General features: G+C 61.1%; 23 protein-coding genes. 17 read left to right on the forward strand and 6 right to left on the reverse strand.

Going from position 1 to position 25,952, the window contains the following annotated elements:
- Positions 1-102: 102 nt before the first annotated feature.
- From ACYYKW_RS19700 to ACYYKW_RS19735, 8 genes are all read left to right on the forward strand, one after another.
- Positions 103-825 carry a response regulator transcription factor gene (locus tag ACYYKW_RS19700; protein ID WP_464990901.1) on the forward strand — a complete coding sequence of 241 codons (723 nt, stop codon included), beginning with the start codon at positions 103-105 and terminating at the stop codon, positions 823-825.
- Positions 812-2,236, forward strand: a complete 1,425-nt coding sequence (locus ACYYKW_RS19705) for a histidine kinase sensor domain-containing protein (protein ID WP_464990902.1) — start codon at positions 812-814, stop codon at positions 2,234-2,236. The genes ACYYKW_RS19700 and ACYYKW_RS19705 overlap by 14 nt, the downstream gene beginning before the upstream one ends.
- A 185-nt stretch (positions 2,237-2,421) precedes the next feature.
- Positions 2,422-3,447: a PDDEXK nuclease domain-containing protein gene (locus tag ACYYKW_RS19710; RefSeq protein WP_464990903.1), complete on the forward strand. Its 1,026-nt coding sequence runs from the start codon at positions 2,422-2,424 to the stop codon at positions 3,445-3,447.
- 107 nt (positions 3,448-3,554) lie between these two features.
- Positions 3,555-4,457: a cysteine synthase CysM gene (gene cysM / locus ACYYKW_RS19715; protein ID WP_163004698.1), complete on the forward strand. Its 903-nt coding sequence runs from the start codon at positions 3,555-3,557 to the stop codon at positions 4,455-4,457.
- The gene (gene rlmD / locus ACYYKW_RS19720; protein ID WP_464990904.1) at positions 4,457-5,833 is read left to right on the forward strand and encodes a 23S rRNA (uracil(1939)-C(5))-methyltransferase RlmD; all 1,377 of its coding nucleotides are present in this window, start codon (positions 4,457-4,459) and stop codon (positions 5,831-5,833) included. Before cysM ends, rlmD begins: the two co-directional genes overlap by 1 nt.
- Positions 5,834-5,934: 101 nt before the next feature.
- A complete protein-coding gene (gene relA / locus ACYYKW_RS19725; protein WP_090285304.1) occupies positions 5,935-8,178 on the forward strand; it encodes a GTP diphosphokinase in 2,244 nt (747 codons plus the stop codon).
- 130 nt (positions 8,179-8,308) lie between these two features.
- Positions 8,309-9,142 carry a nucleoside triphosphate pyrophosphohydrolase gene (mazG, locus tag ACYYKW_RS19730; RefSeq protein WP_332769275.1) on the forward strand — a complete coding sequence of 278 codons (834 nt, stop codon included), beginning with the start codon at positions 8,309-8,311 and terminating at the stop codon, positions 9,140-9,142.
- A 25-nt stretch (positions 9,143-9,167) separates the two neighbouring features.
- The gene (locus ACYYKW_RS19735) at positions 9,168-9,710 is read left to right on the forward strand and encodes a DUF2058 domain-containing protein (protein WP_090285301.1); all 543 of its coding nucleotides are present in this window, start codon (positions 9,168-9,170) and stop codon (positions 9,708-9,710) included.
- A 68-nt stretch (positions 9,711-9,778) separates the two neighbouring features.
- Here ACYYKW_RS19735 and ACYYKW_RS19740 read toward each other — a convergent pair whose 3' ends face one another.
- The 6 genes from ACYYKW_RS19740 to ACYYKW_RS19765 all read right to left on the reverse strand — a co-directional run bounded on the left by ACYYKW_RS19740 (position 9,779) and on the right by ACYYKW_RS19765 (position 17,311).
- Positions 9,779-9,967, reverse strand: coding sequence for a hypothetical protein (locus ACYYKW_RS19740; protein ID WP_093099317.1), 189 nt, complete (start codon positions 9,965-9,967; stop codon positions 9,779-9,781).
- A gap of 390 nt (positions 9,968-10,357) precedes the next feature.
- A complete protein-coding gene (fabB, locus tag ACYYKW_RS19745; protein ID WP_090285297.1) occupies positions 10,358-11,578 on the reverse strand; it encodes a beta-ketoacyl-ACP synthase I in 1,221 nt (406 codons plus the stop codon).
- Between the two features lie 11 nt (positions 11,579-11,589).
- Complete coding sequence (fabA, locus tag ACYYKW_RS19750) at positions 11,590-12,105, reverse strand: 3-hydroxyacyl-[acyl-carrier-protein] dehydratase FabA (RefSeq protein WP_003227150.1); 516 nt, start codon at positions 12,103-12,105, stop codon at positions 11,590-11,592.
- Positions 12,106-12,352: 247 nt separating this feature from the next.
- Positions 12,353-14,257 carry an ATP-binding protein gene (locus ACYYKW_RS19755; RefSeq protein ID WP_464990905.1) on the reverse strand — a complete coding sequence of 635 codons (1,905 nt, stop codon included), beginning with the start codon at positions 14,255-14,257 and terminating at the stop codon, positions 12,353-12,355.
- Positions 14,254-15,186 (reverse strand): ABC transporter substrate-binding protein, encoded by a 933-nt coding sequence (locus tag ACYYKW_RS19760; RefSeq protein WP_464990906.1) that lies wholly within the window; start codon positions 15,184-15,186, stop codon positions 14,254-14,256. Before ACYYKW_RS19760 ends, ACYYKW_RS19755 begins: the two co-directional genes overlap by 4 nt.
- A 1-nt stretch (position 15,187) precedes the next feature.
- The gene (locus ACYYKW_RS19765) at positions 15,188-17,311 is read right to left on the reverse strand and encodes a TonB-dependent receptor plug domain-containing protein (protein ID WP_464990907.1); all 2,124 of its coding nucleotides are present in this window, start codon (positions 17,309-17,311) and stop codon (positions 15,188-15,190) included.
- A gap of 196 nt (positions 17,312-17,507) precedes the next feature.
- Between ACYYKW_RS19765 and ACYYKW_RS19770 the strand changes: the two genes are divergently transcribed.
- From ACYYKW_RS19770 to ACYYKW_RS19810, 9 genes are all read left to right on the forward strand, one after another.
- Entirely contained in the window at positions 17,508-18,533 is a 1,026-nt protein-coding gene (locus ACYYKW_RS19770; RefSeq protein ID WP_464990908.1) for an NAD(P)H-dependent glycerol-3-phosphate dehydrogenase, read from the forward strand.
- Positions 18,534-18,563: 30 nt separating this feature from the next.
- Positions 18,564-18,911 (forward strand): DUF4389 domain-containing protein, encoded by a 348-nt coding sequence (locus ACYYKW_RS19775; protein WP_090285288.1) that lies wholly within the window; start codon positions 18,564-18,566, stop codon positions 18,909-18,911.
- Positions 18,908-19,360: a phosphohistidine phosphatase SixA gene (sixA, locus tag ACYYKW_RS19780; protein ID WP_093099332.1), complete on the forward strand. Its 453-nt coding sequence runs from the start codon at positions 18,908-18,910 to the stop codon at positions 19,358-19,360. The genes ACYYKW_RS19775 and sixA overlap by 4 nt, the downstream gene beginning before the upstream one ends.
- A gap of 201 nt (positions 19,361-19,561) precedes the next feature.
- On the forward strand, positions 19,562-21,217 hold the full coding sequence (locus ACYYKW_RS19785) for an AMP-binding protein (RefSeq protein ID WP_464990909.1): 1,656 nt from the start codon (positions 19,562-19,564) through the stop codon (positions 21,215-21,217).
- A 32-nt stretch (positions 21,218-21,249) separates the two neighbouring features.
- Complete coding sequence (locus tag ACYYKW_RS19790; RefSeq protein ID WP_093099337.1) at positions 21,250-21,693, forward strand: hotdog fold thioesterase; 444 nt, start codon at positions 21,250-21,252, stop codon at positions 21,691-21,693.
- Between the two features lie 311 nt (positions 21,694-22,004).
- Positions 22,005-22,811 (forward strand): alpha/beta fold hydrolase, encoded by an 807-nt coding sequence (locus tag ACYYKW_RS19795; RefSeq protein ID WP_464990910.1) that lies wholly within the window; start codon positions 22,005-22,007, stop codon positions 22,809-22,811.
- A complete protein-coding gene (locus ACYYKW_RS19800) occupies positions 22,808-23,662 on the forward strand; it encodes an alpha/beta hydrolase (protein ID WP_464990911.1) in 855 nt (284 codons plus the stop codon). Before ACYYKW_RS19795 ends, ACYYKW_RS19800 begins: the two co-directional genes overlap by 4 nt.
- Positions 23,663-23,777: 115 nt before the next feature.
- Entirely contained in the window at positions 23,778-24,584 is an 807-nt protein-coding gene (locus ACYYKW_RS19805; protein ID WP_464990912.1) for a DUF4892 domain-containing protein, read from the forward strand.
- A 67-nt stretch (positions 24,585-24,651) separates the two neighbouring features.
- Positions 24,652-25,704 carry an AI-2E family transporter gene (locus ACYYKW_RS19810; RefSeq protein WP_093099349.1) on the forward strand — a complete coding sequence of 351 codons (1,053 nt, stop codon included), beginning with the start codon at positions 24,652-24,654 and terminating at the stop codon, positions 25,702-25,704.
- Positions 25,705-25,952 lie beyond the last annotated feature (248 nt).

The following is a 25,952-nucleotide window of genomic DNA, read 5'->3' on the forward strand; positions in this document are numbered from 1 at the left end:
AGGCCCGCACAAGCGCGTTGGTCTGATGACCGAACCTAGAGTTGCCGCAAGCCCGGCAATCTTGAATAATCGCGCTCAACTGAGAATTACTTGCAGATACTCATGACTCCTGTTTCCGTTGGCCAGCCACGCATTCTTTCCATCGAAGACGATCCGGTGCTCGGCGCCTACGTGCATGAGCATCTGGGCCGCAGCGGCTTTCAGGTGACCTGGTGCCAGAATGGTGAGGAAGGCCTGAACATTGCCAGGCACCAGCCGTTCGACGTGGTTTTAATGGACATTCTCCTGCCGGGGCTCGACGGCTTGAAGCTGCTGACGCAATTGCGCCAGAGCCATTCGACCCCGGTGCTGTTGATGTCGGCCCTCGGCGCCGAGGCTGATCGCATCAGCGGCTTTCGGCTCGGCGCCGATGATTATTTGCCCAAGCCGTTCAGCATGGCCGAGTTGCATGTGCGCATCGAAGCGATCCTGCGCCGCGTCGCCCTCGATCGCCGTCCGGCGGCGGCTGCGCTGCCGGCGGCAAGCGGTACGCTGCGTTTCGACGATGAGCAATGCGAGGTGTTTTTCCGCGAGCAGGCCGCCGGGCTGACCCGCAGCGAATTCCGCTTGCTCGACACCCTCAACCGCAACGACGAGGAAGTGCTGAGCAAAGCCTTCCTTTATCAGCATGTCCTGCAACGCGGCTATGCCGCCCACGACCGCAGCCTCGACATGCACATCAGCCAGATCCGCCGCAAACTCAAGGCCATCGGTTACACCGAGCGCGAAGTGCGCACGGTTTGGGGCAAGGGCTACGTATTGAGTGGCGCTGATGAAACGCTCTGAACTGCCGGGGCGGCATTCGCTGTTCTGGAAACTGGCTCTGCTGCTGATGGCGTTCTGTTTGCTGATGATCTGGCTGAGTTGGTCGTGGGGGCGCTACATGGAGGAGCGCAATCAGTTTCTCTCCGACGAAGCGCGCGGCACGCTCAGTCGCTATGCCGCCCAAGCGGAGCAGGCCTGGCAGCACGGCGGCCGCCACGGCGTGGATGACTGGCTGCAAAGCATGGAATTGCGCGAGGCCAGTTGGGTCGGGGTGATTGGCGGCAATTTGCAGTCGCTGAGCAGCGAGCCGTTGAACGAGGCAGAAGTGCAGCACCTGACCTTTCTACGCGGCCTCGACTGGCCTATCCACAAAAAGGGCCGACCGTGGCTGCGCGTGCCGTTTCCCAAAGAACCGTCCGCCGGCATCCTCGTCATCGAGTTGCCGGAACGCTTTGTGCCGGGCAAATACCGGGTGTTCTGGCGCGTCATTACCAATGGCGTGATTCCCGGGCTGTTCACGCTGTTGTTGTGTGTCGGCCTGTACCGTTTGCTGGTGGTACCTCTGAACAACCTGCGTGAACAGGCCAACGCCTGGCGCGCCGACCAATTGAATGTGCGCCTGTCGAGCGGCATGACCCAGCGCCCCGACGAACTCGGTGAGCTGGCCCGCGCATTCGATTCGATGTCCGAACGCCTGCAAACCACCGTCGCCGTGCAACAGCAGCTGTTGCGCGATTTATCCCATGAACTGCGCACGCCGCTGAGCCGCCTGCGCGTCGCCAGTGAAGGCGAGCAAGGGCTGCCACAGTTGCGCGAACGCATCGGCCGCGAGGTCGACGGCATGCAGCGGCTGGTCGAAGACACCTTGCAACTGGCCTGGCTCGACACTGACCGCACGCCACTGCCCGACGAAGCGATCCAGATTCAGGCCCTCTGGGAAATGCTTACCGACAATGCCTGTTACGAAAGCGGCTGGCCGAGCTTGCAGTTGCAATGTTCGGTCGATGCGTCGTGCTGGGTACGCGGCCATCTGAATACCCTGGCGCAGGCGCTGGAGAATATTTTGCGCAATGCGATTCGGCATTCGCCCGAGGGCGCAATTGTCCGGCTCGATGGACAGCGCGATGGCGATTATTGGCATTTGTGGCTGGAGGATCAGGGCGGCGGTGTGGCTGAAGCAGATCTGGAGCGGATTTTTTCACCGTTCATCCGACTCGACGGCTCGAGGCCAGGGGATGGCGGGTTTGGTTTGGGCTTGAGCATTGCGCGCAATGCGGTGCAGCGCCAGGGCGGGTTGCTCTGGGCGGAAAATACCGGGGCGGGGCTGCGGTTGAATTTGCGCTTGCTGGCGGATGATGGTGTCGCCAGGTCTGACGCCTTCGCGAGCAGGCCCGCTCCCACAGTGGAACTCGGTTCGCCTCAGGTTGTGTGAACAACATAACTCCTTTGTAGGAGTGAGCCTGCTCGCGATGTAGTCCATCCATGGCTTCAATACCGCTGGGTTGACGGAGCGCTCGCCTTTTTCTGTGTGACATTTCCCAAGCTGCATCGGCGGTCATTTCAAGCTTCCTGAAGGGGTTAGGCTCGTGCTTCCCACTGATCTTCAAGGAATTGCGCATGACTGTATCCAGCCTTACTGGCAGCCCGGATGGCGAACGTTTCAACGAAGTGCTCGCGCTGATTCACAGTTCCAGACATAAGGCCATGCAAGCGGTCAATACACAACTGATTGAGCTTTATTGGCAGGTGGGGGCGCATATCAGTCTCAAGATCGCGCGGGCGGAGTGGGGGGATTCGGTGGTGGGTCAATTGGCCGATCATTTGGCCATGACACAACCAGGGTTGCGCGGTTTTACTCGTTCGAACCTGTTTCGAATGCGCCAGTTTTATGAGACTTATCACGCCGAAGAGAAAGTCGCACCACTGGTGCGACAATTATCCTGGTCGCACAATCTGGTCATCTTCAGCCAGTGCAAACGACCCGAGGAACGCGCGTTTTACGTAAGAATGGCCGTTCAAGAGCGATGGTCCAGACGTGAGCTGGAGCGGCAGCTGAAAACAGCGCTGTTTGAGCGAAGCGTCACCGATCCGGCAAAAGCCTCCGCCGCACTTAAACAAGCCCACCCGGCAGTACTCGAGATCTTCCGCGATTCCTACATGGTCGAATTTCTAGATCTGCCCTCTGCTCATTCCGAAACCGATCTGCACCAGGGTCTGCTATCCCGCCTCAAGGAATTCCTGATCGAACTTGGTCGCGACTTCTGCTTTGTCGGTTCCGAATATCCGCTGCAAGTCGGCGGCCGGGATTTCTCACTCGATCTTTTGTTCTTCCACCGAGGGCTCAACTGCCTTGTAGCCATTGAACTCAAGGTCGGCCGTTTTGAGCCGGAATACCTCGGCAAGCTGGATTTCTATCTGGAGGCGCTCGATCGCAACGTGCGCAAGCCTCACGAAAACCCGGCGATCGGAGTTCTGCTTTGTGCGAGCAAGGAAGACGAGGTGGTCGAGTACGCTCTCAATCGTAGCCTCTCGCCTGCGCTGATTGCGCAATATCAAACCTGTTTGCCGGATAAGCAGTTGCTGCAAGCCAAGTTGCATGAGTTCTACGCACTGGATACCGCCCACATAGAAAACACTGACTAGCGTGCGCTTATTCCCATAAACCATAAGCACCGCACTTTGCGTGATATGGCCTGCGCGGGTTTGCCGGTATGATAGGCGCCCCCGCACGTCTGGATTGCGAATACGCCATGACCCTGCAGTACCCAACCATCGCCGATTGCGTCGGCAACACGCCGCTGGTGCGTTTGCAGCGCCTGCCCGGCGCTACCAGCAACACCCTTTTGCTCAAGCTCGAAGGGAACAACCCGGCGGGTTCGGTCAAGGACCGTCCGGCGCTGTCGATGATTACCCGTGCCGAGTTGCGCGGGCAGATCCACGCCGGCGATACGCTGATCGAGGCGACTTCCGGTAACACCGGGATCGCCTTGGCCATGGCGGCCGCGATCAAGGGTTACAAGATGATCCTGATCATGCCGGACAATTCCAGCGCCGAGCGTAAAGCGGCGATGACCGCGTATGGCGCCGAGTTGATTCTGGTCAGTCAGGAAGAAGGCATGGAAGGCGCGCGCGATCTGGCGCAGCGCATGGAAGCCGAAGGCCGTGGCAAGGTGCTCGATCAGTTCGCCAATGGCGACAACCCCGAAGCGCACTACACCACCACCGGTCCCGAAATCTGGCGCCAGACCCAGGGCAGCATTACCCATTTCGTTAGCTCCATGGGCACCACCGGCACCATCATGGGCGTTTCGCGCTACTTGAAAGAGCAGAGCGACAGCGTGCAGATCGTCGGCCTGCAACCGATGGAAGGCTCGGCCATTCCCGGCATCCGCCGCTGGCCGCAGGAATACCTGCCGAAGATCTATCAGGCCGACCGCGTCGACCGCATCGTCGACATGGCGCAAAGCGAAGCCGAGGACGTCACCCGTCGCCTGGCCCGCGAAGAAGGCATCTTCTGCGGCGTGTCTTCGGGCGGTGCGGTGGCAGCGATGCTGCGCTTGTCCAAAGAAGTTGAAAACGCGGTGATCGTCGCGATCATCTGCGACCGTGGCGACCGTTACCTGTCGACCGGCATTTTCGACGCGCCCAACTGATGGCCAAACACGAGAGAGGCCTGCGCTTCCAGCCCACCGGCGGTAGCAAGGCCGCACAAATCCCGACCGGCAAAAAGCAGCGTTTGAACATCGAGCGCCTGGCCAATGACGGTCGCGGTATCGCATTTTTCGAAGGCAAAACCTGGTTCGTTCTCGGCGCGCTCGCCGGCGAAGAAGTCGAGGCGCGAGTGCTTGGCGCCCACGGCAAAGTCGTCGAGGCGCGCACCGAGCGTGTGTTCAAGCCCAGCGACTTGCGCCGCCCGGCACCGTGCCCGCATGCCGGTCGCTGCGGCGGTTGCAGCGTGCAGCACCTGCCCCACGACGAACAGCTCGCCCTGAAACAGCGCATGCTCGCCGAGCAATTGTCGCGCGTTGCCGGCGTTGAGCCCCAAGAATGGGCCGCGCCGTTGACCGGTCCGGAATTCGGCTATCGCCGTCGCGCGCGAATTGCGGTGCGCTGGGACATGAAGGCAAAGCAACTTGAAGTGGGTTTCCGCGCCGCCGGCAGTCAGGACATCGTGGCGATCAGCGAATGCCCGGTGCTGGTACAGCCCTTGCAACCGATCATGACCCGATTGCCGGAGATGCTGCGTCGCTTGAGCAAGCCGCAAGCGCTGGGGCATGTCGAATTGTTCTGCGGCTCGTCACTGGCCGTGTTGCTGCGGCACATGGCGCCGCTCTCCGAAGCAGACCTGACGATCCTCAAGGATTTCTGCCAGTTCCATGAGGCGCAATTGTGGCTGCATGGCGACGGCGAACCGCAACCGGTCGACGCCAGCCAGGCGCTGGGCTATCGCCTGGAACAATGGGACCTTGATCTGGCCTACCGCCCCGGCGACTTCGTTCAGGTCAATGCCGGCGTCAACGAGGCGATGGTCGCTCAGGCGCTGGACTGGCTGCAGCCGAGGGCCGAGGAACGCGTGCTGGACCTGTTTTGCGGTCTCGGCAACTTTGCGTTGCCCTTGGCCCAAAGCGTGCGTGAAGTGGTGGCAGTCGAGGGCGTGCAGACCATGGTCGAGCGTGCCGAAGCCAACGCCGCCAGTAACAATTTGCATAACACAAAATTTTTTCAAGCCGATTTATCCCAGCCTTTGAGCGATGCCCAGTGGATCGGAAACGGCTTTTCTGCGGTACTCTTGGACCCACCCCGTGACGGTGCTTTCGAGGTGGTGCGCAAGCTGGCGAGCCTGGGTGCCAAACGGCTGGTGTATGTGTCGTGCAACCCTGCAACTCTGGCACGCGACACGGTCGAATTGATCAAGCAGGGCTACCGGTTAAAACGTGCCGGGATTCTCGATATGTTTCCTCAGACGGCACATGTCGAGGCCATGGCGTTATTTGAAGCGAGCCAGGATGGCTCGTCTGAATCCGTCTGATCTGTCCGTGCCGCGCTCGCCTGAGCCCCGCGAGCGCAACCGGGCGATGAGGATCAGCGATTTGACGCATTGAATCTGCGTCGTAGGGAAGGTAAAGCGACATGGTACAGGTGAGAGCACACCAGCCGATCAACACCGACGGCAGTATCAATCTCGAGGCTTGGCTCGATCATGCGGTCAGTGTCGATCTGGCACTGGATCGCGAAGCCTTGAAAGAAGCCTGCGAGTTCGCTCGCGAGGCGGAGCAGCAATCCAACGCGAAAAAGAATCTGTGGGCCGAGGGCTCCGGCAGTTTCAGCACCGGGCTTGAAATCGCCGAGATCCTCGCCGACCTCAAGCTCGATCAGGATTCGCTGGTTGCAGCGGTGCTGTATCGCGGCGTGCGCGAGGGCCAGATCGAACTCGCCGCCGTCGGCCAGCGTTTCGGCCCGGTGGTGGCCAAGCTGATCGACGGCGTGCAGCGCATGGCCGCCATCAGCGCCAGCCTCAGCCCGCGCCAGTCGATGGTCATGGGCACGCAGGGGCAGGTAGAGAACCTGCGCAAAATGCTCGTGGCCATGGTCGATGACGTGCGCGTCGCGCTGATCAAACTGGCCGAACGCACCTGCGCGATCCGTGCGGTGAAAACCGCCGACGACGAAAAACGTAACCGCGTCGCCCGGGAAGTCTTCGACATCTATGCGCCGCTCGCGCACCGCCTCGGCATCGGTCATATCAAGTGGGAACTGGAGGATTTGTCCTTCCGTTACCTGGAGCCCGATCAATACAAACAGATCGCCAAGTTGCTCCACGAGCGGCGGCTGGACCGCGAGCGTTTCATCGCTGACGTGATGACCCAGCTCAAGGACGAATTGCAGGCCACCGGTGTCGAGGCCGACATCAGCGGGCGGGCCAAACACATCTATTCGATCTGGCGCAAAATGCAGCGCAAGGGGCTGGAGTTCAGCCAGATCTACGACGTGCGTGCGGTGCGCGTGCTGGTTCCGGAAATGCGCGACTGCTACACCGCGCTGGGCATCGTCCACACCTTGTGGCGCCACATTCCGAAAGAATTCGACGACTATATCGCCAACCCGAAAGAGAACGGCTACCGCTCGCTGCACACTGCGGTGATCGGCCCGGAAGGCAAGGTTCTCGAAGTACAGATCCGTACGCACTCGATGCACGAAGAGGCCGAGCTCGGCGTTTGTGCGCACTGGCGCTACAAGGGCACCGACGTCAAATCCGGCTCCAACCACTACGAAGAGAAAATCTCCTGGCTGCGTCAGGTCCTCGAGTGGCATGAAGAGCTGGGCGACATCGGCGGGCTGGCCGAACAGCTGCGTGTCGATATCGAGCCGGACCGGGTCTACATCTTTACCCCCGACGGTCACGCCATCGACCTGCCCAAAGGCGCGACGCCGCTGGACTTCGCCTACCGCGTACACACCGAGATCGGCCACAACTGCCGTGGCGCGAAGATCAACGGGCGCATCGTCCCGCTCAACTACAGCCTGCAGACCGGTGAGCAGGTCGAGATCATCACCAGCAAGCACGGCACGCCGAGCCGCGACTGGCTGAACTCGAACCTCGGTTACGTCACCACGTCGCGGGCACGGGCGAAGATCGTGCACTGGTTCAAATTGCAGGCGCGCGACCAGAACGTCGCGGCCGGCAAGACCCTGATCGAGCGCGAACTGACCCGTCTCGGCCTGCCGGCGGTGGACTTCGACAAGCTGGCCGACAAGGCCAACATGAAAACCGCCGAAGACATGTTCGCCGCCCTCGGTGCCGGCGACCTGCGCCTGGCGCAACTGGTCAACCTCGCGCAGCAACTGGTCGAGCCGGAGCGCGGCAACGAACAGCTGGAACTGATTCCGCGCAAGGCCACCGGCTACAAACCGGGCAAGCGTGGCGACATTCAGATCCAGGGCGTCGGCAACCTGATGACGCAGATGGCCGGCTGCTGCCAGCCACTGCCGGGCGATGCGATCGTCGGCTACATCACTCAGGGCCGCGGCGTGAGCATTCACCGTCAGGACTGCGCCTCGGTGCTGCAACTGGGCGGGCGCGAGCCCGAGCGGATCATCCAGGTCAGCTGGGGACCGGTGCCGGTGCTCACCTATCCGGTGGACATCGTCATCCGCGCCTACGACCGTTCCGGTCTGCTGCGTGACGTCTCGCAGGTGCTGCTCAACGAGCGCATCAACGTGCTGGCGGTCAACACCCGCTCGAACAAGGAAGACAACACCGCGCTGATGTCGCTGACCATCGAGATTCCGGGCCTGGACGCGCTGGGGCGCTTGCTGGGGCGGATTTCGCAATTGCCGAACATCATCGAAACGCGGCGTAACCGCACCCCGTGAAGATGACTCTGATCCCATGTGGGAGCTGGCTTGCCAGCGATGCAGACAACTCGGTCTCTCAGGAGAATCGAGGTGATGCAATCGCTGGCAAGCCAGCTCCCACAGGGTTTTGTGGTGAGACTGAGAAATGATGTACAGCCTTGAAGACCTGCTCCACCTGATGTCCCGCCTGCGCGATCCGCAGTTCGGTTGCCCGTGGGACATCAAGCAAACTTACGCCACCATCGTTCCGCACACCCTTGAAGAAGCCTACGAAGTGGCCGACGCCATTGAGCGTGGCGATTTCGATCACTTGCAGGGCGAGCTCGGCGATCTGCTGTTTCAGGTGGTGTATTACAGCCAGTTGGCCAAGGAAGAAGGTCGCTTCGAATTCGCCGGGGTGATCGACAGCATCACCCGCAAGCTGATCCGCCGGCATCCGCACGTATTCCCCACCGGCGATCTGTACGCGCCGCTCGACGTGCCGCGTCTGAGCGAAGAGCAGGTCAAGCAGCGCTGGGAGGAAATCAAGGCTGAGGAGCGCGCCGAGAAATCCGCAGCGCCCGAGCAACTGTCACTGCTCGACGATGTGCCGTCCGCGCTGCCGGCATTGTCGCGTTCGGCGAAATTGCAGAAGCGCGCCGCGCAGGTCGGTTTCGACTGGCCGGACGCCTTGCCGGTGCTCGACAAGGTGCGTGAAGAGCTCGACGAAGTGCTCGAAGCCATGTCCGAAAACGACCCCGTCGCGGTGGCTGACGAGATCGGCGACCTGCTGTTTTCCGTGGTCAATCTGGCCCGCCATTTGAAAGTCGATCCGGAAACCGCATTGCGTGGCGCCAACGGCAAGTTTGAAAGACGTTTCCGTTTTATCGAACAGGCATTGCGCGACACCCACCGTCCCATGGAAGATTGCACCCTCGAAGAGTTGGACGCCCTCTGGGGCGAAGCCAAACGTCAGGAAAAGAATGTGCCCGGCTGCGGCTGAGCCACTGCCCAAGTGAGTAAGCACCATGAGTATTTCCCTTCGCGACCAGTTGCTCAAAGCAGGCCTGGTCAACCAAAAGCAGGCCAAGCAGGTCAGCAAGGACAAGCAGAAGCAGCAGCGCCTGGCTCACAAGGGTCAGATCGAACTGGATGACTCGCAGCAGCGCGCCGCCCAGGAAGCCATGGCCGAGAAGGTCAAGCGCGACCAGGAGCTGAACCGTCAGGCGAAAGAGAAGGCCGAAGCCAAGGCGCGTGCCGCGCAGGTCAAGCAATTGATCGAAGTCTCGCGTCTGCCGAAGCTGACCACCGAGGACTACTACAACTTCGTCGACGACAAGAAGGTCAAGCGCATCTCGGTCAACACGCTGATGCGCAACAAGCTCAGCAATGGTTCGCTGGCAATCGTCCATCATAACGGCGGTTACGAAGTGATCCCGCGTGAAGCGGCGCTGAAGATTCAGGAGCGCGACCCACAGCGCATCGTCCAGCTCAACGTGAAGACCGAAGAGGTCAGCACCGAGGACGATCCGTACGCGGCGTACCAGATCCCGGATGACCTGATGTGGTAATCCGCTGAAAGCTACAACGACAAACCCCGCTCATGGCGGGGTTTGTCGTTTTCAATGCTGTGGTGGCTTCAGGAGGAGCGGGCGTCGCGTTGCTGCTCTTGGACTTCGAGTTCGGCCTTGTAGTTGTGGGCATCGACTTCGCTGTGGAACATGCCGACCAGCAAGTCTTGTTGATGCACATCCCAGATGCGGATACCGGCGGCTACGCCTTCGTGGGACATGTGTGAATCGTCGCGTTCAGTTACTTTTACAGTCATCTGCTAGCTCCAAATCTCAGGTTGTCTGCAGCAAGGCCTGTGCAGGACTCTGTTATAGAATTTGTTAGTCAGCTAAGTAAACGGCCGATTCGCGCAAGGTGTTGTTGCGTATTTTGCAAGAGTGCTGCAGCCCGCGTAATCCGCGGCATTCGGTCGCAGGGCGTTTGGTTTCATGACAAACGTTTCATCTCCAGCGCACCGCAGAACCCCTGTGGGAGCTGGCTTGCCAGCGATGACGTCGGCACAACAAACATCTTCGTTACCTGACACTCCGCTATCGCTGGCAAGCCAGCTCCCACAGGGATCAGAGGTGTGCTGGGTTTTCTGCAGGTTAAAAAAAACGCCCCGAACCAGTCGGGGCGTTTTCATGTGCGGCTCAGCTGCGGGGAATTACTTGCCTTCCCAGCGCTTCAGCACCAGCGTGGCGTTGGTGCCGCCGAAGCCGAAGCTGTTGCTCATCACGGTGTTGATGGTGGCGTTTTCGCGGGTCTTGGTCAGCACCGGCAGATCGGCCACTTCAGGGTCCAGCTCGTCGATGTTGGCGGAGCCGGCAATGAAGTTGCCTTCCATCATCAGCATGCAGTAGATCGCTTCGTGAACGCCGGCGGCGCCCAGGGAGTGACCGGACAGGCTCTTGGTCGAACTGATCGCCGGAGCCTTGTCGCCGAACACTTCACGCACACCTTTCATTTCCGCAACGTCACCGACCGGAGTCGAGGTGCCGTGGGTGTTCAGGTAGTCGATCGGGGTGTCGACGGTGGACAGCGCCTGCTGCATGCAACGGATCGCGCCTTCGCCACTTGGGGCAACCATGTCGTAGCCGTCGGAAGTCGCACCGTAGCCAACGATTTCCGCGTAGATTTTTGCGCCGCGGGCCAGAGCGTGTTCCAGCTCTTCGACCACGACCATGCCGCCACCGCCCGCGATGACGAAACCGTCACGGTCGGCGTCGTAGGCACGGGAAGCCTGTTCAGGCGTTTCGTTACGCTTGCTGGACAGCGCGCCCATGGCGTCGAACAGGAACGACTGGCTCCAGTGTTCTTCTTCACCGCCGCCGGCGAAGACGATGTCCTGCTTGCCCATCTGGATCTGTTCCATGGCGGTACCGATGCAGTGAGCACTGGTGGCGCAGGCAGAAGCGATGGAGTAGTTCAGGCCCTTGATCTTGAACGGGGTGGCCAGGCAAGCGGAAACGGTGCTGCTCATGGTCCGCGTCACGCGGTACGGGCCAACGCGCTTCACGCCTTTCTCGCGCAGGATGTCCAGTGCTTCCATCTGGTTCAGCGTGGAGGCGCCACCGGAACCGGCGATCAGGCCAGTGCGCGGGTTGGACACTTGCTCTTCGGTCAGGCCGGAGTCAGCAATGGCGTCTTTCATGGCCAGGTAGGCGTAAGCCGCTGCGTGACCGACGAAGCGATAGATCTTGCGATCGATCAGTTCTTCAAGGTTGAGGTCGATGGAGCCGGAAACCTGGCTACGCAGACCCATTTCGGCGTATTCCGGGTTGAACCGGATGCCAGGGCGGCTTGCACGCAGGTTAGCGGAGACGGTCTCTTTGTCATTGCCCAGGCACGAAACGATGCCCAGACCAGTGATAACGACGCGGCGCATGCGAATAACCCTTAGAAGTTGTCAGTGGAGGTGAACACGCCGACGCGAAGGCCTTCGGCGGTGTAGATTTCGCGACCGTCGACAGTCACCGAACCATCGGCGATGGCCAGGTTCAGCTTGCCCTTGAGGACGCGTTTGATATGAATGTTGTAGGTGACTTTCTTGGCGGTCGGCAGGACCTGGCCGAAGAATTTCACTTCGCCCGAACCCAGCGCACGGCCGCGGCCCGGCAGGCCTTGCCAGCCGAGGAAGAAGCCGACCAGTTGCCACATGGCGTCCAGACCCAGGCAGCCCGGCATCACCGGATCGCCTTCGAAGTGGCACGCGAAGAACCACAGGTCAGGGTTGATATCCAGCTCGGCGACCAATTCACCTTTGCCGTACTTGCCGCCTTCTTCGCTGATCAGGGTGATGCGATCCACCATCAGCATGTTCGGGGCGGGCAGTTGCGCGTTACCTGGGCCGAACAGCTCACCGCGACTGCAGCGCAGCAGATCTTCCCGAGTAAAGGCGTTTTGTTTGGTCATGCGAGCTCCTCAATAATCCCATGCGGCAGGTGGGGCAAATCTTCCCGACCGTTCGAAGCGTTCATGCCTCGAACCGGCAGCCTACTCATAGACTATTGCGTTGTGGTGAAAGTCACAGCACCAAGGACATGAATGTACACTTGTGCACTGAAATTTTTATTCAAGCCCCTTTTGGGGCTCGTTCGGGTGCCTAAGACTGCCGCACTTTCGCTTTTCACGCCAGTCGCAGATGGTCGAAAGGCCCACGTTACGACACCCAGCGCTGCAGAATCTGCTGCAGATCATTACGTTTGAACGGCTTCGCCAGATAATCGTTCATCCCCGCCGAGAGGCAGGTTTCGCGGTCGCCCTGCAAGGCGTTGGCGGTCAGGGCGATGATCGGCACCTCGCTGCGTCCGGGCAGGCGGCGGATCTGCCGCGTAGCCTCGTAGCCATCAATGATCGGCAAGCGGCAATCCATCAGAATCGCTTCGAAGTCGGCGCTCTCGGCACTGCGCACCGCTTGCGCGCCATCGGTGGCGACGCTGACCGCAAAACCCAGGCTGCGCAGCATCGCTTCGATCACCGTCTGGTTCACCGGGTTGTCTTCGACCAGCAGCACATGGCGGCCTTCGCCGTGTTCCCTGGCGTTGAGTGCACGCGGCGCGGCCAGCGGCGGCAAGGCCTGCTTGTACAGCGCCAGGGGGATTTCCAGAGTGAATACCGAGCCGCGACCTTCCTCGCTTTGCGCGCGCAACGTGCCGCCCATGCGCTCGGCCAGCGTACGGGCGATCGGCAAGCCGAGACCGGTGCCACCGTAACGCCGCGAAATCGAGCTGTCGGCCTGCTGAAAAGCGTTGAACATCAACTCCAGACTTTCCGAAGAGATACCGATGCCACTGTCGCGCACCGAGCAGGTGAACCACAGCAGTTCGTGATCCAGCGATTGCCACTGCGCCTCGATGCTGACACGGCCCTGTTCGGTGAACTTCAGCGCGTTGCCGACCAGATTGACCAGAACCTGTCGGATCCGCGTCGGATCACCCTGCACCTGAAGGCCGCGCAGGTCATCGGGGATGCGCAGGTTCAAGGCCAGGCCACGTTGCGCCGCGCTGTGCTGGAACGACTGGGCGCAGGCGCCGATCAGTTCGGCAAGGTTGAACGGAATGTGCTCAAGCTCCAGTTCCGAACGCTCGATGCGCGAGAAGTCGAGAATGTCGTTGATCACCTTCAGCAGGTGTTCGGTGGACTCCGAGGCGAGGGCGGCGTATTCGACCTGCTCCTCGGTCATCTCGGTGGTTTCAAGTAATTGCAGCATGCCCAGCACACCGTTCATGGGCGTGCGCAGTTCATGGCTCATCATCGCCAGAAAGTCGGATTTGGCGTTGTTGGCCTTTTCTGCCTCTTCACGGGTCTGGATCAGCTGCGCCATCGCCTGATGCTGCTCACGGCTGGCCTGTTCCAGAGCCTGGGCGAGGTTGTTGATGTGTTGCGACAGGGCGCCGAGTTCGGTGTCATCGACAATCGGCAGCGGGGCTTTGTAGTCACCGTCCTGGATCGCCTTGACCGCATCGCCGATTTCACGGATCGGCTGCGACAGACTGCCGGCCAGGCGCCGCGCCAGCACAAACGTGAAGAGCAGGGCGAACAACGCGAGAATGGCGGCCTTGAGGAGGATTTCCTGTTGGCGCTGACTGAACGCATCGTTGGACAGACCGACGATCACCCGCCCCAGATAATCCTCGCCGGTCCCGCCATTGCTGACTTTGCCATCCTGGAAAAAATCATTGTGCAGAGCGATGCGTTGCAGGCGCACCGGTGCCTGGAACACTTCGACCTGATGCGGTCGGCGGTGCGCATCGGCGGGTTGCTCGACGTAGACCAGAATCCGGTTGGCGCTGTCCTGGACCTCAAGAAAACGCACGTTGGGCGTAGCGAGTGTGGCTTTGAGCAGGCTTTCCAGCACCTCGTTATTGCCGGAAATCACTCCGTATTCCGTGGCGGGCGCCAGTTGATTGGCAATCAACTGGCCGGTGTGAGTCAGTTCCTGACGCAGATCCTGAATCCGCACAAAGGTAAAGAAGCTGATCAACAGCAAGGTCAGCAACAGCGCCGGGCCCAGACTGATCAACTGGGTACGGGTGTTGATGTCCCAACGGCGACGGAAATTCATGGGCGGCGCTCTCCTTCGGCCAGCAGGCTGGCGACAGACACATCATCGGGCGGTTCGATACCCAGAGAACGAGCCACCTGCGCATTACTTGAGACTTTGAAGCGTGCGGGATAGAGCGCTCGCGGCCAACTGGCCGGTGGCTGGTCGAGCAATTGGTCGAGCAGGCTCAGCCAGTCGTGCTGATCGCTGTAGGTGCTGGCGAGGCTGCCGGCCCGGACGAAGGCGATGTTGGGGCCGACCAGTGCCGTCTGCCGCGAGTAGCTGCTGAGCAACAGGTTTTTCGCAGTTTTCGGGCTGTACAGGTCGGGATCGTCGAGGCCGAGCAGCACATCGCTGTTTTTCAGCACGGCTTGCAACGGGCGGCTGTCGTGGATGTTGTCCCAGCGTTGACTGAACACGTGCAGGCCCAACGGTTCGGCGGCGAGGTTGAGTTCCTTGAGGAGAAATTCGCTGTGCTCGCCGAACAGCACACCCACGCGTCGCGCCTGCGGCAGAATTTGCCGGATCAATTGCAATTGCCGGCTCAACGGCGGATCACTCCAGAGCAGGCTCAAGCGCGCCGGCTGGCTGCTGCCCAAGCGTTGCCGCGCCTGCAAGCGGCTGATGCGCAACACCAGCGTCGCCGGGCCCTGGGGTTCTTGCAGGCGCCAGTCCAGACTCGGCAGATCCAGCAGAACCAAGCGCAGGCTGGCCGGTAATTTGCCCGGCGCCGGCAGACTGGCCAATGGCTGGAAACGCACGCTGTCGGTCGGGCGCAACTCGCTCAGCGCCTGGACGAAGGCTTGCACGCCGGGGCTGTCTTCGGCGCCGGTCAACAGAATGTCGGCGGCCTGCACCGCGACCCCGTGCAGCCACGCACTGACGAACAGAAACACCCCGGCCAGCCAGTGACTCAGGGTCGGCGTCTTCCGTGACCGGCCGTAGCGCATCCTAGAACTCCAGCTCGGCGCTGAAATACATGACCCGGCGCTCGTCGTAGTTATTGTCGACGAAGGTGTTCGGTTCATGGTCCAGGCGCTGCTGCAACACGCCGGCCAGTTGCAGTTGCGCCTTGCCCAGTGGGATGCGTTTGGCGATACGCGTGTCGACCCGCTCGAAGCGGTAGCCATTGAGCGCGTTGTCGCCGTAATAGAAGAGGGCGCTGTTCCAGCCGTGGCCCCAATCGCGCAGCCAGCCGGCCGAGCCGCTGTTGCGCGAGGTGAATTGCTGATCCAGCGGATTGCTCGCCTCGGCTTCGACAAAGGCGTAGGTGAAGCGCAAACGATCGGCGCGGCTCACGCGCCAGTCGAGCTGGGTCTCGGTGCCGCGAAACCGTGAATTATTGGCATTGCTGGCGATGTATTGGTTGTTGCGCAGCGGCTCGCTGATCATTCCGGTGATCTCGTCGTAAAACAGCTTTACGTCGAGCGCCAGACCGATTTCGGCGAAATAACCGTTATAGCCCAGCTCTCGCGAGCGCATGTGCTCCTGATCGAGATCACCCGGGCCACGGGTTTTGACAAAGTAGCGTGCCGAGGATTGGCCATAGGCCGAGGGCCGCAGGTTGCTGACCTGATAGCTCCAGTTGACATTGTTCTCGAACATGTCCGGCGAGCGGATCGCCTCCGAGTACACCGCGCGCAGACTGTGGCGCGGGTTGATCAGGTAATTAACGGCGAAGCGCGGGGTCAGCGAATTGCCGACCAGTCGGGTGTCTTCGAACATTGCGCCGCCCTGCAACAGCCAGTGTTCGGTCGCGCGCCATTCCAGTTGGCCGAACGCGCGCCAGGTGGTGTCGTCGAGCGTGCCGTTGAAATAGGTTTCGGAGTCGGCGCGGTCGTAACGGTAGTTCAGGCCGCTGACCAGGCGCAGGCTGTCGGACAGGCTGAGGGTGTCCTGCAGTTCGAGGTCATAGCGCGATTCACGTGCGCTCTGGTCGATGTCACCGCACAGGGTTCGGCTCGCGCCGTTGCGCCATTGGTCGAGCACCTGATTGGCCAGGGCCATTTCCTGTGGTGTGCCGGGTGCCGCGCCGGGGCCGGTGAAACGGGTGATGTTACGCGCCAGCCGCTCGGTGTAATTGGGGTTGAGTTGCCACAATTGCGTCAGCTCGGGGCTGAACGATACCTCGGCATCGCAGGCGCGCCAGGTTTGCTGACGGTCCCAGTGTTGCGCCGAGCCTTGAACATACAGGCTGTGCTGCGGGTTGATGTCGAGGTTCCAGCGCACCGAGCCGGCGTAATCCTTGGCCACTACGTCCGAATTGTTCCCGGCGGCCGTAATCCCGGAGAACACCGGTTGGTAGGTATATGGCCTTTGGTTGGTGCCGTCCTTGGCGTTGATCTGCCAATCGAGGCTCTGATCATCGCTGAGGGTGTGACTGACGGCGAGGCTCAGGCGATTCAGGCGGCGGCTGTCGCGATAATCGGCGCCGCTGCGATCGCTGTCGAAGCCATCATCTTCCTGACCGGACAACGACAGGCGCAAGTCGCCGCCATTCCAGCTGCTGCCCTGGCTGGCATAAAAGTCATTGATGCCGCGCTGACCGCGGGTGTACTTCAGCCGGGTGCCGTGGCTGTCTGCCGGGTGGCGGGAAATGATGTTGACCACCGCCATCAGCGCATTGGCGCCATAGCTGACGGTATTCGGGCCGCGAAAGACTTCGACGCGCTCGATGTCTTCGATGGCCACCGGAATATCGCTCCAGTCCACCGTCGCCAGCCCGGCGCGATACACCGAACGACCGTCGATCAGCACCTGCATGCGCCGTGCTTCGCTGGCGTTGGTCCCGTGATAGTTGACCGCGGCCTGATTGCCGCTGATGTTGCCGACCATCATGCCCGGCACCAGGCGCAGCAGTTCGCTGATGTCGCGGGCGCCGCTGGCGTTGATCAATTCGTTGTCGAGTACGGTCATGCTGCCGGGCACTTCTGCGGGCGTTTGCTTCAGGCGCGTGGCCGTCAGCACTTGCGGCAGTGCTTCGCTGTCAACGAACAGGTCATCCGCCTGCGCGGCCGGGCAGACCAGCAGCGCCAGCAACAGGGATGAACGCGAAGGAAGAGAACCGGCGGACACGACAGAGCCTTGAAAGCGAAGAATTGGCGCGCATGTTAACCGAGGGCAGCGACTTTTCCAGTTACGTTGCAGGCATTTTCCTAGGTTTTATTGGTCTTCTTCCTACAAGTGTCGGTAATTGTTGCTGGGGCTGGCCGCGACCGGGTCGCCCCGTATAATGCCGCCATCGCCACTGGTATGGATTAACGGATTGCATATGACTGAACAGCGCCCGATTGCGGTCCTGGGAGGCGGAAGTTTTGGTACCGCCGTGGCCAATCTGCTGGCCGAAAACGGCCATCAAGTCCGGCAGTGGATGCGTGACCCCGAGCAGGCCGAAGCCATCCGGGTCAATCGCGAAAACCCGCGTTACCTCAAAGGCATCAAGATTCTCCCGGGAGTGACCGCGGTCACCGACCTGCAGGAAACCCTCGACGCCTGTGATTTGTGCTTCGTCGCGCTGCCCTCCAGTGCGTTGCGCACGGTACTCGCCGCCCACGCCGAGCGGTTGAGCGGCAAGATGCTGGTCAGCCTGACCAAAGGCATCGAAGCGCAGACCTTCAAGCTGATGAGCCAGATTCTCGAAGAAATCGCTCCGCAAGCGCGCATCGGCGTGTTGTCCGGGCCCAACCTGGCGCGGGAAATCGCCGAGCATGCGCTCACCGCCACGGTGGTCGCCAGCGAAGATGAAGAACTGTGCAAAGCGGTGCAGGTCGCGCTGCACGGCCGGACTTTTCGTGTGTACGCCAGCGCCGACCGTTTCGGCGTCGAACTGGGCGGGGCGTTGAAAAACGTTTACGCGATCATTGCCGGCATGGCGGTGGCGCTGGAAATGGGCGAAAACACCAAGAGCATGCTGATCACCCGCGCGCTGGCGGAAATGACCCGCTTTGCGGTGAATCAGGGCGCCAACCCGATGACCTTCCTCGGGCTTGCCGGCGTCGGTGATCTGATCGTCACCTGTTCATCGCCGAAGAGTCGCAACTATCAGGTCGGTTTCGCTCTCGGTCAGGGCTTGAGCCTCGATGAAGCGGTGTCGCGTCTGGGTGAAGTCGCCGAAGGGGTCAATACCCTGAAAGTGCTCAAGGCCAAGTCGCAGGAAGTCGGCGTCTATATGCCGCTGGTCGCCGGGCTCCATGCAATTCTGTTCGAAGGCCGCACGCTGGAGCAGGTGATCGGTCTACTGATGCGCGCCGAGCCGAAAACCGACGTCGACTTTATTTCCACCAGCGGGTTCAACTGACTCAGCTGTTACACGGACAGGAAGCAAGCCATGCAAGATCCGAAAACCGAAGCCCAGTACGAATCCATCCTTCTGCGGGTGTTGTGGATGATCGTTTACCTGCTGGTCTGGCAAGTGGCGCAGTTCATCCTCGGCGCCGTGGTCCTGGTGCAACTGATCTACCGTTTGATCTACGGCGCGCCGAGCGCCAGCCTGATGAATTTCGGTGACAGTCTGAGCCAGTTTCTCGCGCAGATCGGCCGCTTCGGCACCTTCCACAGTGACCAGAAGCCTTGGCCGTTCGCCGACTGGCCGGCGCCGCGCACCCCGGAAGGCGAAGCGCCGCATGCCGTGGCGCCAGCCGCGCATCCGGTTCGAGATGAGGAACCGAAGCTATGAAACTCTGGGTATTGCGTCACGGTGAGGCGGTGCCTCATGGCTCGAAAGTCGACCCCGAGCGCGAATTGACCGAACACGGTCGCCAGGAAGTCTTGCGTAGCGCGGCGCATTTGCTCGGCCAGCCGCTGACGGCCATTTATGCCAGCCCTTATATACGTGCACAGCAAACCGCGCAGATCGTGCGCGAGGCACTGGGATTCCAGCCGGAGATTCGCACGGTCGAGTGGCTGACTCCGGAGTCCGATCCGGACAAGGTCGCCGAGCAACTGGTGTCGGTGAGCAATGTCTTGCTGGTCAGCCACAACCCGTTGGTGGGCAATTTGCTCAGCTATCTGCAGCATGGCGCCGGACATCCGCCGGAGCGGGTCAGCACCGCTGGCCTGGCCGAGCTTGAGCACAGCGAATTGTTGATTGGTTCCATGACCCTCAACAGCCTGAAACACCCTTAAGCTGTAAACACCGCCCCCTGTAGGAGTGAGCCTGCTCGCGATAGCGGTGTGTCACTCACCGCTGATATTGAATGGCTATCGCGAGCAGGCTCACTCCTACAGGTGAACGCATTCATCTGAAATATTTGTTTGAAAAATCCAACCAAGCACTTGCTTGGTTGACTACGCTTGCTCCAGACCAAAAAAACAGGAGCGAGTCGCATGTCTGCCGCCTTCCGTTTGCCGCTGGACGTGTTCTACGAACGGGAAGCCCGGCACCCGCGCCAGCGCTTTCTGGTGCAGCCGATCGGCGGCGGGCAGGTCGAGACCCTGACGTGGGCTGATGTCGGCCATCAGGCCCGCTGCGCCGCGCACTGGCTGCGTGCGCGTGAATTGCCACCCGGCAGCCACATCGCCCTGATCTCGAAAAACTGCGCGCACTGGATCATCGCCGATCTGGCCATCTGGATGGCCGGGCATGTCTCGGTGCCACTGTATCCCAATCTCACTGCCGATTCCGTGGCGCAGGTGCTGACGCACTCCGAAAGCGTGCTTGCGTTTATCGGCAAGCTTGATGACTGGCCGGGCATGTCGAAGGGCATCCCGGCCGGTCTGCCGACGATCAGCCTGCCGCTGCATCCGCCCGGCGAATTTGATTTCAGTTGGGCTGATCTGCTGAAAAGTTCGCCGATCCAGGACGACCCGCGCCCGCCCGCCGAGCAACTGGCGACGATCATCTACACCTCCGGCACCACGGGTCTGCCGAAAGGCGTGATGCACAGTTTCGCCAATCTCGGGTTCGCCACGACGCATGGCACGCAATTGTTCGGGCTCAACGAGAACGACCGGCTGCTGTCTTACCTGCCGCTGTGCCACGTCGCCGAGCGGATGTTCGTCGAGCTGGCGTCGATCTATACCGGGCAGACGGTGTTCTTTGCCGAAAGCCTCGACACCTTCATCACTGACCTGAAGCGCGCGCGGCCGACCGCGATGTTCGGTGTGCCGCGGATCTGGACCAAATTCCAGATGGGCGTGTACAGCAAGATGCCGGCAAAGCGTCTGGATTTTCTTCTTGGTCTGCCGTTTATCGGCAAGCGCGTCGGCCACAAAGTCCTTGCCGGGCTCGGTCTGGATGCCCTGCGCGTGGCGTTGTCGGGCGCCGCGCCAGTGCCGCAGACCTTGCTCGCCTGGTACCAGAAACTTGGACTCGACGTGCTGGAAGTGTACGGCATGACCGAGGGCTGCGGCTATTCGCACATCTGCCTGCCGGGGCAATACCGCCAAGGCTGGATCGGCAAGCCGTGCCCGCAGGTCGAGGTGCGCATCGATGAGTCGGGCGAAGTGCAGGTGCGTAGTCAGGCGACCATGCTCGGCTATTTCAAGGAGCCGCAGAAAACCGCCGAAACCATCACCGCAGACGGGTTCCTGCGCACCGGTGACAAGGGTGAAGAGGACGGCGAAGGGCGCCTGCGCCTGACCGGGCGACTGAAGGAAATCTTCAAGACCAGCAAGGGCAAATATGTTGCTCCTGCGCCGATCGAAAATCGTCTAGCAGTGCATTCGCGCATCGAGCAGGTCTGTGTCGTCGGTGACGGATTGAGCGCGCCGTTGGGCTTGTGCGTGTTGTCGAGCGTCAATCAGGAAGAGGGGCGGGCGAGCCTGCATTCGAGTCTGGAAAAGTTGCTGGAAGAGGTCAACGCCGCCCTCGACAAGCATGAACGCCTGCGCCGGCTGGTGGTGGTCAAAGACAGTTGGGCGGTGGAAAACGGCTTCCTCACGCCGACCCTGAAGATCAAGCGCAATGTCATCGAAGACACCTATGGCAGCCGCTTCGAAGAATGGAGTGAGCGCAACGAGGCGGTGCTGTGGCAGGATTGAGCGACGACCAGAACAACAAAAGGAAGTCTGCGATGAGCGTGTGGCGTACCACTCCGAATATCGAGCAGTTGAACGCGATTCAGAAAAACACCATCGGCGAAGTGCTCGACATTCGTTTCGAGGCGTTCGATGACGACTCGCTGACGGCGAGCATGGTCATCGACCATCGCACCCATCAGCCCTACGGCTTGCTGCACGGCGGCGCCTCGGTCGTATTGGCGGAAACGGTCGGTTCGATGGCCAGTTATCTGTGCATCGATGCGAGCAAATTTTATTGCGTGGGGCTTGAGATCAACGCCAACCACTTGCGCGGCTTGCGCAGTGGCCGGGTGACGGCAGTGGCCAGGCCGATCCATATTGGCCGCACCACGCATGTCTGGGACATCCGCCTGACCAGCGATGAGGGCAAGGCCAGTTGTGTGTCGCGTCTGACCATGGCGGTGGTGCCGTTGGGTGAGCAGCCGCCGCTGCGTTGACATTTATCGGGTTCCGTCAGGGCGAGCCCTCACCCCAGCCCTCTCCCAGAGGGAGAGGGGGCCTACCGTGTGGTTTTCGCAATCCTCGTCGACCTGATAAATCGAGTCGAGCTCAGGTCCCGGATACTCCCCCGACCTGCTCCCTTTCCCCTCGCCCCTTGGGGGAGAGGGCTGGGGTGAGGGGGGACGATCTGATTGACACCCATCGCCCTGACCAGACTGTCATCATTCCTGGCACTTACAGTCATTGCTGTGAGCGCCGCTCTTACGGACAATCAACGCCACGTTTTCCATCCATGGATTTGCCCAGCATGTCGCAACCGATCTTCTTCGCCCACGCCAACGGCTTCCCTTCGGGCACCTACGGCAAGTTGTTCGCGGCGCTGGCGCCGGAATATCGGGTAGCGCATCTGGAACAGCATGCCCACGACCCGCGTTTTCCCGTAGACGACAACTGGTACAACCTCGTCGACGAACTCATCCATCACTTGCAGCAACAGGATCAGCCAGTGTGGGGCGTCGGCCATTCGTTTGGCGGTGTGCTGCACCTGCACGCGGCGCTGCGTTGCCCCGAGTTGTATCGCGGTGTGGTGATGCTCGATTCGCCGGTGCTGACCCGCACCGATCAATGGGTCATCCGTGCGGCCAAGCGCTTTGGTTTTATCGACCGCTTGACGCCCGCCGGACGCACATTGGGCCGGCGTGAAGAGTTCGCCGACCTCGACAGCGCGCGCAGTTATTTTGCCGGCAAGACACTGTTTCGCGGTTTTGACCCGGAATGCTTCGACGCCTATCTGCACCACGGTTTGCACAAGGTCGGCGACAAATTGCGCCTGCGTTTCGATCCGGCCACCGAAATCAGCATCTATCGCGGCGTGCCGCACACCAGTCCCGCTCATACCCGGCAATTGCAGGTGCCGCTGGCGGTGGTGCGCGGGCACAAGAGCCGCGTGGTGATGCGCCATCACACCCGTTTCGTTTCGCGCCTGGCCCAAGGCGAGGCGTTGAGCATGCCCGGCGGGCACATGTTCCCGCTCGAACGCCCGCAGGATACGGCGCGCTTGTTGAAGACCCTGTTCAGCCGCTGGCAAATCCGTCAGGACAAGGACTGCGCATGAGCCCGATCTTCGAAGAAGTGCGCCTGAGCCTGCCGCATATCGAGCTGGCCGCGCATTTGTTCGGTCCTGAGGACGGCTTGCCGGTCATTGCTCTGCATGGCTGGCTCGACAACGCCAACAGCTTTGCGCGTCTGGCACCCAGGCTCAAGGGATTGCGCATCATCGCGCTGGACATGGCCGGGCACGGTCACTCCGGGCACCGGCCGAACGGTGCCGGATATGCGCTGTGGGATTACGCCCACGATGTGCTGCAGGTCGCTGAGCAATTGGGCTGGAAGCGTTTCGGCCTGCTCGGGCATTCCATGGGCGCAATCGTTTCCCTGGTGTTGGCTGGCTCATTACCGGAGCGCATCAGCCATCTGGCGCTGATCGACGGTGTGATTCCGCCTACAGACAAAGGCGAAAATGCTGCCGAACGCATGGGCATGGCCCTGCAAGCGCAACTGGATCTGCGTGACAAGCGCAAACCGGTTTATCCGACCCTCGACCGCGCCATCGAAGCGCGCATGAAGGGGCTGGTAGCCGTGAGTCGGGAAGCGGCTGAGCTTTTGGCCCAGCGCGGCCTGATGCCGGTGCCCGGCGGTTACACCTGGCGCACCGACAATCGCCTGACCTTGCCCTCGCCATTACGCCTGACCCAGGAACAGGCGCTGGCCTTCGTTGCGCGCATCGCTTGTCCGACGCAACTGGTGATAGCAGCCGATGGCATGCTGGCCAAACATCCCGAGCTGCTGGAGCGTCTGCCCTTTGGCCGGGAACAGTTGGCGGGCGGGCACCATTTGCACCTCAACGATGAGGCCGGCGCGGATCTTGTCGCAGACTGTTTCAATCGCTTCTTCGCCATTCCTTGACTTGCAGCGGGCAACTGTCGAGGCTGGTCGGGTTGAAATGGGAGACGACAACAATGGATTTCTACACCGCTGCGACCCCGAATCACCCAGTCATGCCGATCCGATGAGCCTGACGATGCGCTTGATCAGTCTGTGGGCACTGTGCTGTTTCAGCACCGTTTCGTTCGCCGCCGACGTGCCGGGCAGTCAGGATTTGCCGATCGTGCCGCGTCTGGCCGACGCGCAGATCGTCGACTATCGCCCGCCAGTCGAGCTTGAGCGGATCTACCCGCTGGGTTCGATCCGCAAGATCAGCGGCCAGTTGCGCTTCGACGGCCAGGTCACAGCACGCGGCCAGACCACGGCGGTCACCTACGAGTTGCCGCCCGAACATTCCGCCACCGAAGCCTTCACCGAGGCGCGCAAGGCCCTGCAGAAACAGGACGCCGAGTTGCTGTTCTGGTGTCAGGCGCGTGATTGCGGTGAAAGCAGCCTGTGGGCCAACGAGGTATTCGGCAACGCCAAACTGTATGGCGCCGATGAGCAACAGGCGTATCTGCTGTTGCGCCTGGCCGCACCGCGGGACAACACACTGGTGGCGCTGTACAGCATCACTCGTGGCAATCGCAAAGCCTATCTGCATGTCGAACAGTTCGAGGCAGTGGCGCCATTAGGTGAGTTGCTGCCGACCTCGGCAACCCTGCTGCGCCAGCTCAAAAGCACCGGCGAGCTGGATTTCCCGGACCGCGTCGATGCCCCGGATGATACCTGGCTAAGGCTGATCTCCCGTGGCCTCAACCTCGATACCACGTTGCGCGTGACGCTGTCCGGGCCCAAGGCCGAAGCGTGGCGTCAGGCGCTGATCAGTCAGGGAGTGCGAGCGGCGCGCATGGAAACCGGCACTGTCGAAGGCAAAGGTCTGCGCATCGACCTGTTGCGATAAGCTACCGGGCGAACATGCACGGCGTGTTCGCCTACTCTTTGCCTGACTGATTTTTCCGAGATCTCACATGCTCAATAACGATCGCCTGCTGGTGCAAATCCTCCTGCTGGTGCTGTTCGGGGCCAGCCTGTGGGTAATGGCGCCGTTCTGGTCGGCGCTGTTCTGGGGCGCGGTGCTGGCGTTCGCCAGCTGGCCACTGATGCGCCTGTTGACGCGCTGGCTCAATGGCCGAGAGTCGCTGGCTGCGGCCATTCTGACCCTGGGCTGGATGCTGCTGGTGGCGGCGCCGCTGGTCTGGCTGGGCTTCAATCTTGCCGATCATGTGCGCGATGCCACCGCATTCATCAAGGATGTGCAGGTCGACGGGCTGCCGGAGGCGCCGGACTGGCTCGGGACTTTGCCGTTTGTGGGGGAACGGCTGGTCGGGTTGTGGAACAGCATCGATCAGCAGGGCGCGGCGCTGATGGTGTCAATAAAGCCTTATCTGGGGCAGGTCGGTAACTGGCTGCTGGCGCGCAGTGCGCAGATCGGCGGCGGTATTCTCGAACTGACGTTGAGTATTGTCTTCGTGTTCTTTTTCTACCGTGACGGGCCACGGCTGGCGGCGTTCGTGCACAGTCTGCTGGAACGCTTGATCGGCGAGCGTGCAGGCTATTACATCGAGCTGGTGGCGGGTACGGTGCAGCGGGTGGTCAACGGGGTGATCGGTACAGCGGCGGCGCAGGCAGTTCTGGCGTTGATCGGATTTCTGATTGCCGGGGTGCCGGGCGCGCTGGTGCTGGGGATCGTGACCTTTCTGCTCAGTCTGATTCCGATGGGGCCACCGCTCGTGTGGGTGCCGGCCACGGCCTGGCTGGCATGGAAGGGCGAGTACGGGATGGCGGTATTTCTGGGGATCTGGGGCACGTTTATCATCAGTGGGGTGGACAACGTGCTCAAGCCGTATCTGATCAGTCGCGGGGGGAATTTACCGCTGGTGATTGTGTTGCTTGGGGTGTTCGGTGGGTTGATTGCGTTTGGGTTTATCGGGTTGTTTATCGGGCCTACTTTGTTGGCGGTGGCTTATAGTTTGTTGACGGACTGGAGCAAGAGTCAGGGGCGGGTCGAGGAGCGGCGGTAGGTCGTTTTTTTCTTGGCCTTGGCGGCCTCTGGGCCGACCAGGCTCTTGGTGTTTTGGGTGAATATCCGTTGCTTCGGGTGTTGCGGCTGGCGGTTTCGCCCTTACGGCGAGTCCCTTTTTCAAACGCCAAAAAGGAACCAAAAGGCTTGGCTCCTGCGTTCGGCCCTCGCAGGCTCGGGTTCCTTCGCTGCGGGATCGATCCGGGCGCAGCGGCTACGGTTTGCTTCGCTGCACCTACTTCCGCTGTG

The organism is Pseudomonas sp. 15C (assembly GCF_055484735.1).